This is a genomic window from Tessaracoccus pujii, from assembly GCF_054483895.1.
This window is the reverse complement of the sequence record NZ_CM137012.1, coordinates 1899627-1912605: the sequence shown is the minus strand read 5'-3', so window position 1 is coordinate 1912605 and position 12979 is coordinate 1899627. Positions and strand designations below refer to the sequence as shown.

The following is a 12979-nucleotide window of genomic DNA, read 5'->3' as shown; positions in this document are numbered from 1 at the left end:
GGGATGACCACTAGCCTGGGAGCATGAGCATGGACGTGGTTGACCTCATTCGCACCAAGCGCGACGGGGGCAGGCTGAGCCCGGACGAGATCGACTGGGTGGTCGACGCCTACACCACGGGCCGGGTGGCCGACTATCAGATGTCGGCGCTGGCCATGGCCATCCTCCTCAAGGGCATGGATCGCGACGAGATCGCCCGCTGGACCGCCGCGATGATCGCCTCCGGGGAGCGGATGGACTTCTCCACGCTCAGCAGGCCGACGGCGGACAAGCACTCCACGGGCGGCGTGGGGGACAAGATCACCCTCCCGCTGGCCCCCCTCGTCGCGGTGTTCGACGTGGCGGTCCCGCAGCTGTCGGGGCGTGGCCTTGGCCACACCGGCGGCACGCTGGACAAGCTCGAGGCCATCCCCGGGTGGCGCGCGGCATTGACCAACGAGGAGATCTTCCGTCAGCTCGAGGACGTCGGCGCGGTCATCTGCGCGGCGGGCTCCGGCCTGGCCCCCGCGGACAAGAAGCTCTACGCCCTCCGCGACACCACGGGCACCGTCGAGGCCATCCCGCTGATCGCGAGTTCCATCATGAGCAAGAAGATCGCCGAGGGCACGGGGGCGCTGGTCCTCGACGTCAAGGTGGGCTCCGGCGCGTTCATGAAGTCGTTCGACCAGGCCGAGGAGCTCGCCCGCACCATGGTGGACCTGGGCAAGGACGCCGGCGTCACCACCGTCGCGCTGCTCACGGGCATGGACACGCCACTGGGGCTCACCGCAGGCAACGCGCTCGAGGTGCGCGAGTCCGTCGAGGTCCTCGCCGGGGGTGGTCCAGCCGATGTGGTCGAGTTGACGGTGGCGCTGGCCAGGGAGATGCTGACCGCAGCCGGACGGCCGGGCGTGGACCCGGCACCGGCGCTGCAGGACGGTCGGGCGATGGACGTGTGGCGCCGGATGATCGCCGCCCAGGGCGGAGACCCTGACGCGTCGCTGCCGGTGGCGACCCATCAGCACACCGTGACGGCCGGCCGCGCCGGGTACCTCACCAGGATGGACGCCTTCGCCGTCGGGGTGGCCGCGTGGCGCCTCGGTGCCGGGCGAGCCAGGAAGGAGGACGACGTCCAGGCCGTGGCTGGGGTCGAGATGCACGCCAAGCCGGGCGACGCGGTGACTGCCGGACAGCCGCTGTTCACCCTCCACACGGCCACTCCCGAGCGCTTCGACCGAGCACTCGACGCGCTGGAGGGCGCCGTCGACTATGCCGACGAGGTCCCCGAGCTCCCCGGGCTGATCCTGGGACGCGTGGACTGACGCCAGGGGTCAGGTATCCGTCGACGACCGGCCGAGCGCCCGCTCCAGCGTGCGCAGCTCGTCGACGATTTCGCGCGGGAGCCGCCATCCGAAGGTGTCGAACCAGCGCCCGATGCGAGGCACCTCGTCGCGCCATTCGTTGTCCTTGAAGGACACCACGTCGCTGAGATCGCGGGCGTCGATGTCCAGCCCCTCCACGTCGAGGCTGCCCTCAGCCGGCACGAACCCGATGGGCGTCTCCACCGCGTCGGCCAGCCCGTCGACGCGCTGCGCGATCCACTTGAGCACGCGGGAATTCTCGCCGAAACCGGGCCACATGAAGCGGCCGTCGGCGTCGCGGCGGAACCAGTTGACGTAGAAGATCTTCGGCAGCTTGTCCGCCTGGGCGGTCCTGCCGATGTTGATCCAGTGCTGCACGTAGTCAGCCACGTGGTAGCCGATGAACGGGAGCATGGCCATGGGATCCCGGCGCAGCACCCCGACGGCGCCGGAGGCTGCGGCCGTCGTCTCCGACGAGCACGTGGCGCCCATGAACACGCCGTGCTGCCAGGTCCTCGACTGCATCACCAACGGGATGGTGTTCTCCCGCCGGCCGCCGAAGATGATCGCGTCCAGGGGGACCCCGTGCGGCGAGTAGTAGTCCTCCGACAGGATGGGGCACTGGTCGATCGGGGTGCAGAACCGGCTGTTGGGATGCGCGGCCTTCTCGTCGGGCCGGCCGCCCACGGGGCCGGTGGCGCCCCGCCACTCGCGGCCCTTCCAGTCGATGAGCGACTCCGGCTTCTGGGGTGTCATGCCCTCCCACCACACGTCGCCGTCGGGAGTCAGGGCGACGTTGGTGAAGATCGTGTTGCCCGCCTCGATCGAGCGCATGGCGTTGGGATTGGTCTCGTAGCTGGTGCCCGGCGCCACACCGAAGAATCCCGTCTCCGGATTGGTGGCGTACAGGCGGCCGTCCGCTCCGAAGCGCAGCCAGGCGATGTCGTCGCCCAGGGTCTCGACGGTCCAGCCCGGGATCGTGGGCTCCAGCATCGCCAGGTTGGTCTTCCCGCAGGCCGACGGGAACGCCGCCGCCACGTGGTACTGACGCCCCTCGGGGGAGATCAGCTTGAGGATCAGCATGTGCTCGGCCAGCCAGCCCTCATCGCGGGCCATGACGGAGGCGATCCGCAGCGCGTAGCACTTCTTGCCCAGCAGCGAGTTGCCGCCGTAGCCGGACCCGTAGGACCAGATGACGCGCTCGTCGGTGAAGTGGACGATGTACTTGCTCTCGTTGCACGGCCACGGCACGTCCTCCTGGCCCTCGGCCAGCGGCATCCCGACGGAGTGCAGCGCCGGCACGAAGTCCGCGTCGGTCTCCTCCATCCTGGCCAGGGTCTCGGCGCCCATGCGCGTCATGATCTTCATCGACAGGGCGACGTAGGCGGAGTCGGACACCTCGACGCCGTACTTCGGGTCGTCGGCATCCAGGCTGCCCATGCAGAACGGCATCACGTACATGGTCCGGCCGGACATGCACCCGTCGAACAGGGGCGTCATCACCCGCTTCATCTGGTCCGGGTCCATCCAGTTGTTCGTGGGCCCGGCGTTGCGCTCGTCCTTGGAGCAGATGAACGTCTGGTCCTCCACCCGGGCCACGTCGTCGGGGTCGGTGCGCGCCAGGATTGAGTGGGGCTTCAGCGTGTCGTTGAGCCGGATGATCGTGCCCTTGGCCTCGAGTTCGCGCACCAGCGCGTCGTACTCGACATCCGAGCCGTCGCAGTAGTGGACGGCGTCCGGCCTGCACAACGCGACGACCTCGTCGAGCCATGCGAGCAGCCTCGGGTGCGACGGGGCCATGCCCGTGGAGGGGAGGTCGGTTCGGGTCATCTGGCGGATCTCGGTAGCGGTTGACATGGGTCTCCTCGGTGCGACACTTGCCTCGGACAGCCGCGTCGTCCTTGAGCGCTGTCCGCCTCCACGGTAGCCCGCCGCCCCGGGTGCCCGTGCCAACTTCGGGTGGACGCGTGGACCCCTGGTAGCGTCGGTGCCGTGCGGAATGTGATGCTGACAGGTGGCGTGCTGGCCGTCGCGCTGACGCTGGGGTCCTGCGGGGCCGCTGCGGACGTCGCCCCCGCGCCATCGGCGCCGCCGCCGGCCACGGCCTCGGTGGGTCCGTCGTCAAGCTCGCCGCTCCCGGCGGAGTCGGAGGCTCCCGATCCCCAGCCGGAGCCGTCACTCGAACTGGCCCCCACCACGGCTCTGACCCCGGTGCCGCAGCCCTCACCGGAGGGCGGTCCGTGGGCGGAGGTCGGGGCAGCGGTCACCACACCCGAGGAGGCGCGAGAGCACGCGGAGCTGCCTGCCTCGTTCCGGGACTTCCTGGCTGTGCGGTTGGGCTATGCCGACGAGACGGGGTGCGTCACCTCGCGGGTGGATGTCAGGGCGGTGCACCGCGACGGGTTCGTCTTCGGTGACGAGGAGACCACATGCGGTGACAGCCTCACCATCTGGGGCATCACGGAGCGACGGTGGCAGTACATCGTGGCGTTCCAGGACGCGATCCCGTGCCGGGACCTGGCCCAGAACGACGTGCCGGCCGGAGTGCCCGGGCTCCGCTGCCTTGATGACACCGGACGGGCGGCCGACTACTGACCCGCCGGGCCACCCCGGCGCTACCCCAGCGACATCCCGATGTACTTGATCTCGAGGAACTCCTCGATCCCCTCGGGGCCACCTTCGCGCCCCAGGCCGGAACTCTTCACACCGCCGAACGGGGCGGCCGGGTTGGACACCAGCCCGGAATTGAGCCCCACCATGCCGGACTCCAGTCGCTCGGCCGTCGTGATGGCCTCCGTGAGGTCCTCGGCGAAGACGTAGCTCATGAGCCCGTAGTCGGTGTCGTTGGCCAGCGCGACCGCCTCGTCGACCGAGTCCACGGCCACGATGGGGGCGACGGGCCCGAAGATCTCCTGGCGGAAACAGCGCGACGACGGGTCCACGTCGGCCAGGACGGTGGGCTGCATGAAGTGGCCCGGGCCCTCGCCCCGCGAGCCGCCGACGACCACGCGGGCCCCGTCGGCCACGGCCTCACGAACCATCGCCTCGACGTCGTCCAGCGCCGACGCGGACACCAGCGGTCCCACCTCGACTCCCTCGGCCATGCCGTCACCCACCTTCATCGCGCCCACGCGCGCGGCGAGCTTCTCGGTGAACTCCTCGACGAGGCTGCGGTGCACGATCAGCCGGTTGGCAGCCGTGCAGGCCTGCCCGATGTTACGCATCTTCGCCACCAACGCCCCCTCGACGGCGCGGTCCACGTCCGCGCTGGGCAGGACCAGGAACGGGGCGTTGCCGCCCAGCTCCATGGAGGTCTTGAGCACGTTGGCGGAGGCCTGCTCGAGCAGCGTGACTCCGACGGATGTCGAGCCGGTGAAGGTGAGCTTGCGCAGCCGTCGGTCGGCGATCAGGGGACCTGTTGTCGCGGAGGCCGACGACGACACGAAGCAGTTCACCACGCCCGCGGGGACGCCCACCTCGTCGAAGACGTCCATGAGCAGCAGCGAGGTGAGCGGCGTCAGCTGGGCGGGCTTGAGGACCGCGGTGCAGCCGGCGGCCAGGGCCGGCCCCAGCTTGCGCGTGGCCATGGCCAACGGGAAGTTCCACGGCGTGATCGCGAGGACCGGCCCGACTGGTTGCTTCGTGGTGAGCAGCCGCTGCCCGCCGACGGGCGCGACGGTGTAGCGCCCGTGGATCCGGGGGGTCTCCTCGGCGAACCAGCGCAGGAACTCGGCGCCGTACGTGACCTCGCCTCGCGCCTCGGCGAAGGGCTTGCCCATCTCCCGGGTCATGGTCTCGGCGAACTCGTCCGCGCGCTCCAGGATCCGCTCCCAGGCTGCGCGCAGCAGCTCTCCGCGGAACCGTGGCTCGGTGGCGGCCCAGCCGGCGGCGGCGTCGACGGCGGCGTCCAGGCAGGCCATCGCCACCTCGGGCCCGGCATCGGCCACCGTGGCCAGTGCCTCGCCGGTTGCCGGGTTCTCCACGACGAGGGTGGGCTGGTCGGTGCTGAAACGCCCATCGATGTAGTGAGTGGTGCGCAGGGGCGTCCAGGTCATCGTCGGCTCCGTCCGTGAGGTGTCCACCAGCTTAGGCCCGGCGGGGCCGGGCGGGGCGTCGGGGCGGAGAGGGGCGCCGCGGCAGGATCCCGCGCCCAGACGGACGCGAGCTCACCGTTGACCGTAAAGACGAAAAGACCGAGAGCTGTGGGCGCTTGCCCATTTCTCTCGACCTGCGTCGGGGTGTTCCGGGACTTCGTCCCTCCAACCCCCTCCTTGGCCTCGGAAATGGACAAGCGCCGAGACCATGGGCAACAAAAAGTCGAGAGCTGTGGGCGCTTGCCCATTTCTCTCGACCTGCGTCGGGGTGTTCCGGGACTTCGTCCCTCCAACCCCCTCCTTGGCCTCGGAAATGGACAAGCGCCGAGACCATGGGCAACAAAAAGTCGAGAGCTGTGGGCGCTTGCCCATTTCTCTCGACCTGCGTCGGGGTGTTCCGGGACTTCGTCCCTCCAACCCCCTCCTTGGCCTCGGAAATGGACAAGCGCCGAGACCATGGGCAACAAAAAGTCGAGAGCTGTGGGCGCTTGCCCATTTCTCTCGACCTGCGTCGGGGTGACAGGATTTGAACCTGCGGCCTCGTCGTCCCGAACGACGCGCGCTACCAAGCTGCGCCACACCCCGATGGCCCAGAGGGCCAACCGAGATACTAGCCCATCGGCGTCGTCACCGCGAAACCGGACGGAGCGTCAGGAGGGTGACCTCCGGCCTGCAGGCGAACCGGTAGGGGGCGTACGGGGAGGTGCCCACGCCCGCCGACACGTGGAGGTGGGCGGTGCGACCGCCGGCGGTGTGGGTGGACAGGCCCTTGACCCGCGCGGGGTCGAGGTCGCAGTTGGTCACCAGCGCGCCGTAGCCGGGGACGGTCACCTGGCCGCCGTGGGTGTGGCCCGCGAAGATCAGGTCCATGCCGTCGGCGGTCATCGCGTCCAGGAGCCGCAGGTAGGGCGCGTGCGTGACGCCGATGTTGAGGTGGGCCTCCGGGTCCGGCGGTCCCGCCACGGCAGCGTAGTCGTCGCGGCCGAGGTGGGCGTCGTCGACGCCCCGGAACGCGAGGCGGTAGCCGTTGACCTCCAGTGCGGCGCGACGGTGGGTGAGATCTACCCAGCCGTGCCTGGTCATGCCGTCACGCAGCTTCTCCCAAGGCAGGGTGGGGCGCGACCGGCCCTCTGACTCCGACTTGCCGTGCACGAGGTAGCGCAGCGGATTGCGGAAGTGCGGAGAGTAGTAGTCGTTGGAGCCGAACACAAACACGCCCGGCACCAGCCGGAGCTTGTTCCACGCGGCGAGCAGGGGGAAGATCGCCTCGGCCTGGGCGATGTTGTCGCCGGTGTTGACCACGAGATCCGGCTCGAGGGCCGCCATCGACCGTACGAAATCCAGCTTGAAGTGCTGGCTCGTGGTGAGGTGGACGTCGGAGACGTGCAGGATCCTGATCGATCTGCCCCCAGGGGGCAGGATGTCCAGGTCCACCCGGCGGACGGTGAACAGCGCCGCCTCGATCAGCCCCCACCCGAAACCGGCCGCGCCCAGGGCCGCGGTGGCGCCGAGTGCACGCAGCACCGGGCGCGTCATCGGTCCGATTTACCGGGCGGGTCCTGCGTGGCCGCAGGGGTGGGCGTGGCGGCTGGCGCCGGTGTCGCGGGCGTCGGAGAAGGCTCGGGAGAGGGCTCAGGTTTGGGCTTGGGCTTCGGCCCGACGGACACCTTGAGCCGCACCGTCGAGAATTTCACGGCGGAGCCCTCAGGCGAGATTCCCAGGAACGTGCCACGGGGGCGGCTGGAGTAGATCCCCCAGCGCTCGGTCTGGAAGCCGGCGGCCTCCAGCGTGCGCTCAGCCTCGTTGTAACCCATGCCGGACACGTCCGGCAGCGGCACCTTCACGCCCTCGAGCACTTCCTTGGACGGCGCCGTGAACGCCGTCTCCGGTTTGCCCGCCAGAGCCGACGACATGGCGGCGTTCCAGATGAGTCCGGCGTCGCCGCCGCCAGTGCCCCGGAGGTACGTGCCGCTGGGAAGGCGCACGTTCTTGAGGGTCTTGCGCTTGGTCTCGTACCAGGGGTTGGTCTTGTCGATGGCGATCCACGCAGCCCCAGCCATCTCCGGCGTGTAGCCCGCGAACCAGACGGCCTGGTTATCGGTGATCGTGCCCGTCTTCCCGGCTTGGGGGCGCCCGTCGCGGAGGCGGGCCGGGTAGCCCGTGCCCTGCTTGACGACGCTCTGCAGGATGTAGTTGACGCCGTCGGCGATCTCAGGCCGGATCACCTGCGTGCAGTCGGCAGACGGCACGGCCAGGTCCGCCCCGTCCTTCGTCGTGACCGACTTCAGGATGATGGGCGTGCAGTGGATGCCGCGGTTGGCGAACGTGGCGTACGCCTCCGCCATGGACAGGGGGGTGACCTCGGATGTGCCGAGCACGAACGTGGGGTAGTTCTGGTTGACCCGCAGATCCTGGCCGGTGGACATCTTCACGCCCGCCGCTTTGGCTATGTCGATCGACGCGCAGATGCCCGCGTCGGCCTCCAACTGCATGAAGTAGGTGTTGACCGAGTCCTCCGCGGCGCTGATCATGTCGATCTTGCCGTAGCCGCGGTCGTAGTTGCGGACGCTGTGGTCCTGCTTGAACACGAACGGGCCGGAACAGTTCTTGAACGTCATCCCCTCCAGGGGGAGCTCGGCCGGCGCGGTGTAGGAGCGCTCCGGCGTCATCCCGAGGTCCAGGGCTGCCGCGATCGTGAACGTCTTGAAGGTGGAGCCGGCCTGGTATCCCTCGGCGCCGCCCATCGCGCGTTCCACGTTGTAGTTGTAGTAGGTCTCGCCCGGGTCCGTGCCCATGTCCGGGCGGGACTGCGCCAGGGCGACGATCAGGCCGGTGCTGGGCTGGATCAGGGCTGCTCCGGCCAGCACGGGATCGGTGGGGGCGATCAGGTCCGCCACCGCGGCCTCGGCCGACGCCTGCGCCGCGGGGTCGATCAGGGTGTTGATGGTCAGACCGCCCCGGTTGAGCAGGTTCTCGCGCTCCTCCAGCGTCGCCCCCATGCTCGGCATCGCGTCGCTGAGCAGCGTGAGGCGGACGTAGTCGCACAGGAAGGGGTACGGCGACGACGTGCAGCCGTTGGGCGTGCGGGTGACGGTGGCGGGATCGAACGCGACCGCCTTGGCCTCGGCAGCCCGGTCCTCGCTGATGATGCCGAGTTCGGCCATCCGGTTGAGTACCACATTGCGCCGCGCGATGGCCTTGTCCGGGTTCTTCACCGGGTTCGTGGCCACGGGGTTCTGCACCAGACCGGCCAGCATGGCCGCCTGCTCCAGCGTGAGGGCCTTGGCCGTGGTGCCCCAGTAGTGCTGAGCTGCCGCCTCGACGCCGTAGGCCCCGTCGCCGTAGTAGGCGATGTTGAGGTAGCGCTCCAGGATCTCGTCCTTGGTCAGCCGCTCCTCGAGCGCCATGGCGTAGCGGGCCTCGATGATCTTACGGTCGAGGGTCACCTCGGTGGCCTTGCTGACCCCCTCCTTGTCGCCGGCTGCCACGGCCGATTCGACGCGCACCAGCTTGACGTACTGCTGGGTGAGCGTCGAGGCGCCTTGGGTGTCACCCGTCATGGTCTTGACGAAGGCGCGACCGAAGCCCTGGAAGTCGATGGCGCCGTGCTCGTAGAACCGGTGGTCCTCGATGGCGATCTGGGCGTCCTGCATCACCGGGGCGATGTCCGACAGCGGTACATAGACGCGGTTCTCGTTGAAGAACGTGGCCAGCACCTGACCGTCCGCCATCAGCACGCGTGAGCGCTCTGACTGCGGGGGGGTCTCCAGGTCCGCGGGAAGGAACTCCAGCGAGTCCGCCGCCATCTTGGCGCCACCCCCGGCGAGCGCGGCGAACGGCACGGCCAGGCCCGACAGCAGGAGGCCCGCGAGCACGCTCACGGCGAGGAACATGAGGACGGAGTACGCCTTCTGGCTGAGGGAGGCAGACTTCATTTGCTCAGTTTACGTGACGGGTCCCAGGAGGCCATGCTCGCCGGGCTGGCTTGCATCTTTACCGGTGGGACCCCTGTTGCGATGGGCCGGGGATGCGCTAGCGTCAGGGTATTGACAGCAACTGCGCAAAGGAGGGCAGCTCATGTCACTCGCCGAGGTGAGCGAATGGACGCTCCACGCCAAGTGCCGAGACATGGCGGACGCTCTATTCCCCGAGGGCAAGGATCAGAAGCGCGCACGGTCCGTGTGCGTCGGATGTCCGGTCCGGTCGGAATGTCTGGCAGAGGCGCTGGACAACCGCATCGAATGGGGCGTCTGGGGCGGCATGACCGAGCGGGAAAGGCGGGCGCTCCTGCGCTCCCGTCCGGACATCGATTCGTGGCACGACGTCCTGGTCGATTTTCACGACACGGCTGAGGCCACCATCACCGTTCTGCCCGTCCGCCACGGATAGAACTCACGCCACTGCACCGGCGCGCGGCTTGCCGTGCGCCGGTGTCGTCTCTCATGGATCACCGCTAGTCGCGCATGTAGCGCGCCGGGATGCCGGAGACCCGGTCGCGGTCCCATGGCTGCGCCCATCCACCCAGATCCAGCACCCAGTCCACCAGGTGCGCGGTCAGCCCCCAGATGAACTGGGCACCCATCACGAACGCCGGCCCTTCGAAGCCGCTCGGGTGGCGAGCCGTCACGCGCACAGCAGGGGAGGCCAGCTCCGCCACGGTGAAGGCGTGCACCGCGCCCGTCTCCGCGGGGTCGCGCGGCTCCAAGGGGTGCCCACCCGGCCAGACCGCCACCACCGTCGTCACGTCGTAGCGGGAGGCCGGCACCCAGAGCGGTGGGAGTTCGCCCAGCACTGAGACGTGTTCGGCCGCCAGTCCGATCTCCTCGTCCGCCTCCCGGAGCGCCGTGTGGCGGCGGTCGGTGTCCGTCGGGTCGACGGCGCCCCCGGGCAAGGCGATCTGACCGGCGTGGCGGCGCATCGTCTCGGCCCGCGTCACGAAGGTGAGCGAGGGATCGGCGTCGTCGGAGAACAGCATGAGGACCGCGGCCGCCCGCTCCCCCCGCGGCGTGCGGTCGAGGTGGAGGTGACGCGCCGTCGGCCCGTGCACCAGGGCGCGGCACAGCTGCTCGAAGGACTCGGGATGCCTCATCCCGCACCCAGATACTCGTCGGTGAGGTCCACCAGTTGCTGCGTCGAGGCCAGGGGGCCGGCATGCACCCCGGCGATCCGACCGTCGACGTCGATGAAATACGTGGTGGGAAGCCCTGGGACCCGCAGGTCCACCTGAAGGGACCTGTCCTCGTCCACGACGTGGGGGTACAGCCAGCCGGCGAGCCCGGCGAACTCGATCGCCCAGTCCGGTTTGGGGTCGTTGTAGTTGACGCCGATGAAGCTGACCCCCTCGAGCTTGGTGACTCCTTCGCGCAGGAAGGGAGCCTCCTCGCGGCAGGGTCCACACCACTGGGCCCAGAGGTTGAGAATCGTGGGGGTGCGCGGCAGGCCCGCGAGGTTCACCGTCGTGTCGCTGCCCAGACACTGCAGGCTGGTCCGGGGCAGTCCGTCGGCGGACTGCGGCGCGTCCGGATCCGTGGCCGGGCAGTCGGGAAGGCCGAACTGGACCCGCAGGGCCGCCAGGTCCGCCGGCGCCGCGGGGGTGGCGACGGGATCCGGTGTGGGGGCGGTGACCGCAGGGGAGCAGGCGGCCAGCGCGAGTGTCGCGGCGAGCGTCGCACGGAGCAGCAGGGAGGTCACCGGAACGAGATTACCCGCGCGGCTCGCGGATGAGGCCGGCGGCGATGGCTGGATCCTGTTCGCCGAGGGTACGGCTGGGGCACAGGTCACGGACTGGACAGGCTCCGCACGCGGGGCGCCGCGCGTGGCAGCAGCGGCGCCCGTGCCAGATCACGCGGTGGCAGAGCATCACCCACTCGTCAGGCGGAAACAGGGCCCCGACGTCGCGCTCCACGTCGTCGGGCCTGGTGCTCGCGCTCCACCCGAGCCGTCCCGACACCCTGATGAGGTGCGTGTCGGGCGTGACCCCGGGCACCCCGAAGGCGTTGCCGAGCACCACGTTGGCCGTCTTCCGGCCCACCCCGGGAAGCGTCACCAATTCCTCGAGGGTGCCCGGGACGCGCCCGTCGAACTCGTCGACGATCCTCCGGGCGAGGCCGATGATGGCGGTGGTCTTGTTGCGGAAGAAACCCACCGGCCCGATGAGGGACTCGACCGTCGCGCGGTCCGCCTCCGCGAGCGCCGCGGGGGTGGGGTACCGGCCGAAGAGCGCGGGCGTGACCGAGTTGACGCGCCGGTCCGTGGACTGGGCGGACAGGACTGTGGCCACGAGCAGTTCGAACGGCGTGTCGAAGTCCAGCTCGCACCGCGCGTCGGGATAGGCCTCTGCGAGGGCCCGGTGGACGTCGGCCGGCCGGTTCATCAGACCTCGACGATGAGCTCGACCTCGACGGGCGCGTCCAAGGGCAGTACCGAGACGCCTACCGCGGAACGGACGTGGGCGCCGGCGTCGCCGAACACCTCGCCGAACAGGGTGGAGGCACCGTTCGCGACGGCGGGTTGCCCGCTGAACGCCGGCTCGCTCGCCACATAGACCACAACCTTGACCACACGTCGGATCTGGTCCACGCCCCCCGCCAGTGCAGCGGCGGCGGCCAGCGCGTTGAGTGCTGCGACGCGCGCCGCCGCGGCGCCCTCCTCGGCTGTGACGCCCGCGCCCAGCTTGCCGGTGAGGGAGAGCTCCCCTGCGACGCTGGGCAACTGCCCGGAGGTCCAGATCTGATCGCCCACGCGGGTGGCCGGGACATAGGCCGCCACGGGGGTGGCGACGGGTGGCAGGTCGATGCCCAGCTCGGTCAGGCGGCGTGAGGGAGCCGTCATGCGCCGCTGGCGGGGCGCTTGAAGTAGCCGACGAGGGTGTCGGGGTTGGGGCCCGGGGCCAGCTGGATGAGTTCCCAGCCCTCCGAGCCGAAGTTGTTGAGGATCTGCTGCGCCACGTGCGACAGGATCGGGGCCACGAAGTATTCCCACTTGGTCATGGGCCCAAGCCTGCCATGTCGGGGGCGACTCGCGAACCAGGCGGCGCGCCTATGGTCGCCCGAGGTTGCTCTCGCGGTCCGCGTCGCGGAACTTCGGAAGGTCACCGGGCCTGATCACGACCTCGCTGCCCTGGGTCCGCGAGGCGATGGCCGCGACGACGGCGTCCAGCGTGGCCTTGGCCTCGAGGATCGTGGCCTCGGGCTTCCTGACCTGCCGGAACTTGTTGCGTCCCAGGACGGCCAGCACCCCGGCGATGATGAGTGAGATGAGGACGCTGGCGAGGAAACCGAGCGTGAACGAGGACCACGGACCCAGGGGTGTGACGGCGTAGAGCAGCAGCCCCACGGCCAGTGCGATGAGGATGACGAGCATCCAGATGGCGTGGAACGCGAACAGCGCGGCACCGGCGAAGAGACCGGCACCGAAGCCCGCGGCCTTGGCGGCGGGCTTGAGTTCGGCCGCCGCCAGCTCCGACTCGCGGGCGACGAAGTCCGAGACGGCGTCCTTGATGTCTGTCAGGGGGTGGCTGGGCTCAATACGCATGGTGCTCCTTTC

The 12979-nt window shown here is 69.7% G+C and carries 13 protein-coding genes and 1 tRNA gene; 3 read left to right on the top strand and 11 right to left on the bottom strand.

What is annotated here, in order from left to right; genetic code table 11:
• The first annotated feature begins 23 nt into the window (after nt 1–23).
• Nucleotides 24–1301 (top strand): thymidine phosphorylase, encoded by a 1278-nt coding sequence (locus tag ACX1D0_RS09320; protein ID WP_459017628.1) that lies wholly within the window; start codon nt 24–26, stop codon nt 1299–1301.
• A gap of 9 nt (nt 1302–1310) precedes the next feature.
• Here ACX1D0_RS09320 and ACX1D0_RS09315 read toward each other — a convergent pair whose 3' ends face one another.
• Nucleotides 1311–3197: a phosphoenolpyruvate carboxykinase (GTP) gene (locus ACX1D0_RS09315; protein WP_459017627.1), complete on the bottom strand. Its 1887-nt coding sequence runs from the start codon at nt 3195–3197 to the stop codon at nt 1311–1313.
• Between the two features lie 135 nt (nt 3198–3332).
• Here ACX1D0_RS09315 and ACX1D0_RS09310 point away from each other — a divergent pair, with 135 nt between their 5' ends.
• Entirely contained in the window at nt 3333–3935 is a 603-nt protein-coding gene (locus ACX1D0_RS09310) for a hypothetical protein (RefSeq protein ID WP_459017626.1), read from the top strand.
• A 20-nt stretch (nt 3936–3955) separates the two neighbouring features.
• On the opposite strand, the gene ACX1D0_RS09305 is transcribed toward ACX1D0_RS09310, so the two are convergent.
• The 4 genes from ACX1D0_RS09305 to ACX1D0_RS09290 form a co-directional block, all read right to left on the bottom strand.
• Nucleotides 3956–5395, bottom strand: coding sequence for an NAD-dependent succinate-semialdehyde dehydrogenase (locus tag ACX1D0_RS09305; RefSeq protein ID WP_459017625.1), 1440 nt, complete (start codon nt 5393–5395; stop codon nt 3956–3958).
• Between the two features lie 550 nt (nt 5396–5945).
• Nucleotides 5946–6019: transfer RNA gene (locus tag ACX1D0_RS09300), tRNA-Pro, on the bottom strand.
• A gap of 42 nt (nt 6020–6061) precedes the next feature.
• Nucleotides 6062–6970, bottom strand: a complete 909-nt coding sequence (locus ACX1D0_RS09295) for a metallophosphoesterase (protein ID WP_459017624.1) — start codon at nt 6968–6970, stop codon at nt 6062–6064.
• Nucleotides 6967–9369 (bottom strand): transglycosylase domain-containing protein, encoded by a 2403-nt coding sequence (locus ACX1D0_RS09290; protein WP_459017623.1) that lies wholly within the window; start codon nt 9367–9369, stop codon nt 6967–6969. The genes ACX1D0_RS09295 and ACX1D0_RS09290 overlap by 4 nt, the downstream gene beginning before the upstream one ends.
• Before the next feature lie 142 nt (nt 9370–9511).
• On the opposite strand from ACX1D0_RS09290, the gene ACX1D0_RS09285 reads away from it, so the two are divergent.
• On the top strand, nt 9512–9823 hold the full coding sequence (locus ACX1D0_RS09285) for a WhiB family transcriptional regulator (RefSeq protein WP_459017622.1): 312 nt from the start codon (nt 9512–9514) through the stop codon (nt 9821–9823).
• A 64-nt stretch (nt 9824–9887) separates the two neighbouring features.
• Here the strand turns inward: ACX1D0_RS09285 and ACX1D0_RS09280 are convergent, their stop codons facing one another.
• The 6 genes from ACX1D0_RS09280 to ACX1D0_RS09255 are packed head-to-tail and all read right to left on the bottom strand — an operon-like array spanning nt 9888 to nt 12967.
• A complete protein-coding gene (locus ACX1D0_RS09280) occupies nt 9888–10523 on the bottom strand; it encodes an NUDIX hydrolase (protein WP_459017621.1) in 636 nt (211 codons plus the stop codon).
• Complete coding sequence (locus tag ACX1D0_RS09275) at nt 10520–11125, bottom strand: TlpA family protein disulfide reductase (protein ID WP_459017620.1); 606 nt, start codon at nt 11123–11125, stop codon at nt 10520–10522. The genes ACX1D0_RS09280 and ACX1D0_RS09275 overlap by 4 nt, the downstream gene beginning before the upstream one ends.
• Before the next feature lie 10 nt (nt 11126–11135).
• Nucleotides 11136–11807, bottom strand: a complete 672-nt coding sequence (nth, locus tag ACX1D0_RS09270; RefSeq protein WP_459017619.1) for an endonuclease III — start codon at nt 11805–11807, stop codon at nt 11136–11138.
• Nucleotides 11807–12265: a RidA family protein gene (locus ACX1D0_RS09265; RefSeq protein ID WP_459017618.1), complete on the bottom strand. Its 459-nt coding sequence runs from the start codon at nt 12263–12265 to the stop codon at nt 11807–11809. Before ACX1D0_RS09265 ends, nth begins: the two co-directional genes overlap by 1 nt.
• On the bottom strand, nt 12262–12423 hold the full coding sequence (sp36, locus tag ACX1D0_RS09260; RefSeq protein WP_459017617.1) for a Sp36 family protein: 162 nt from the start codon (nt 12421–12423) through the stop codon (nt 12262–12264). The genes ACX1D0_RS09265 and sp36 overlap by 4 nt, the downstream gene beginning before the upstream one ends.
• 49 nt (nt 12424–12472) lie before the next feature.
• A complete protein-coding gene (locus ACX1D0_RS09255) occupies nt 12473–12967 on the bottom strand; it encodes a phage holin family protein (RefSeq protein WP_459017616.1) in 495 nt (164 codons plus the stop codon).
• Nucleotides 12968–12979 lie beyond the last annotated feature (12 nt).

Bases quoted from the DNA above. Each gene is read 5' to 3' on its own strand.
- ACX1D0_RS09320 (WP_459017628.1), top strand. From the start codon at position 24: ATGAGCATGGACGTGGTTGACCTCATTCGCACCAAGCGCGACGGGGGC.
- ACX1D0_RS09315 (WP_459017627.1), bottom strand. From the start codon at position 3,197: ATGTCAACCGCTACCGAGATCCGCCAGATGACCCGAACCGACCTCCCC.
- ACX1D0_RS09305 (WP_459017625.1), bottom strand. From the start codon at position 5,395: ATGACCTGGACGCCCCTGCGCACCACTCACTACATCGATGGGCGTTTC.
- ACX1D0_RS09295 (WP_459017624.1), bottom strand. From the start codon at position 6,970: ATGACGCGCCCGGTGCTGCGTGCACTCGGCGCCACCGCGGCCCTGGGC.
- ACX1D0_RS09290 (WP_459017623.1), bottom strand. From the start codon at position 9,369: ATGAAGTCTGCCTCCCTCAGCCAGAAGGCGTACTCCGTCCTCATGTTC.
- ACX1D0_RS09285 (WP_459017622.1), top strand. From the start codon at position 9,512: ATGTCACTCGCCGAGGTGAGCGAATGGACGCTCCACGCCAAGTGCCGA.
- ACX1D0_RS09280 (WP_459017621.1), bottom strand. From the start codon at position 10,523: ATGAGGCATCCCGAGTCCTTCGAGCAGCTGTGCCGCGCCCTGGTGCAC.
- nth (WP_459017619.1), bottom strand. From the start codon at position 11,807: ATGAACCGGCCGGCCGACGTCCACCGGGCCCTCGCAGAGGCCTATCCC.
- ACX1D0_RS09265 (WP_459017618.1), bottom strand. From the start codon at position 12,265: ATGACGGCTCCCTCACGCCGCCTGACCGAGCTGGGCATCGACCTGCCA.
- sp36 (WP_459017617.1), bottom strand. From the start codon at position 12,423: ATGACCAAGTGGGAATACTTCGTGGCCCCGATCCTGTCGCACGTGGCG.
- ACX1D0_RS09255 (WP_459017616.1), bottom strand. From the start codon at position 12,967: ATGCGTATTGAGCCCAGCCACCCCCTGACAGACATCAAGGACGCCGTC.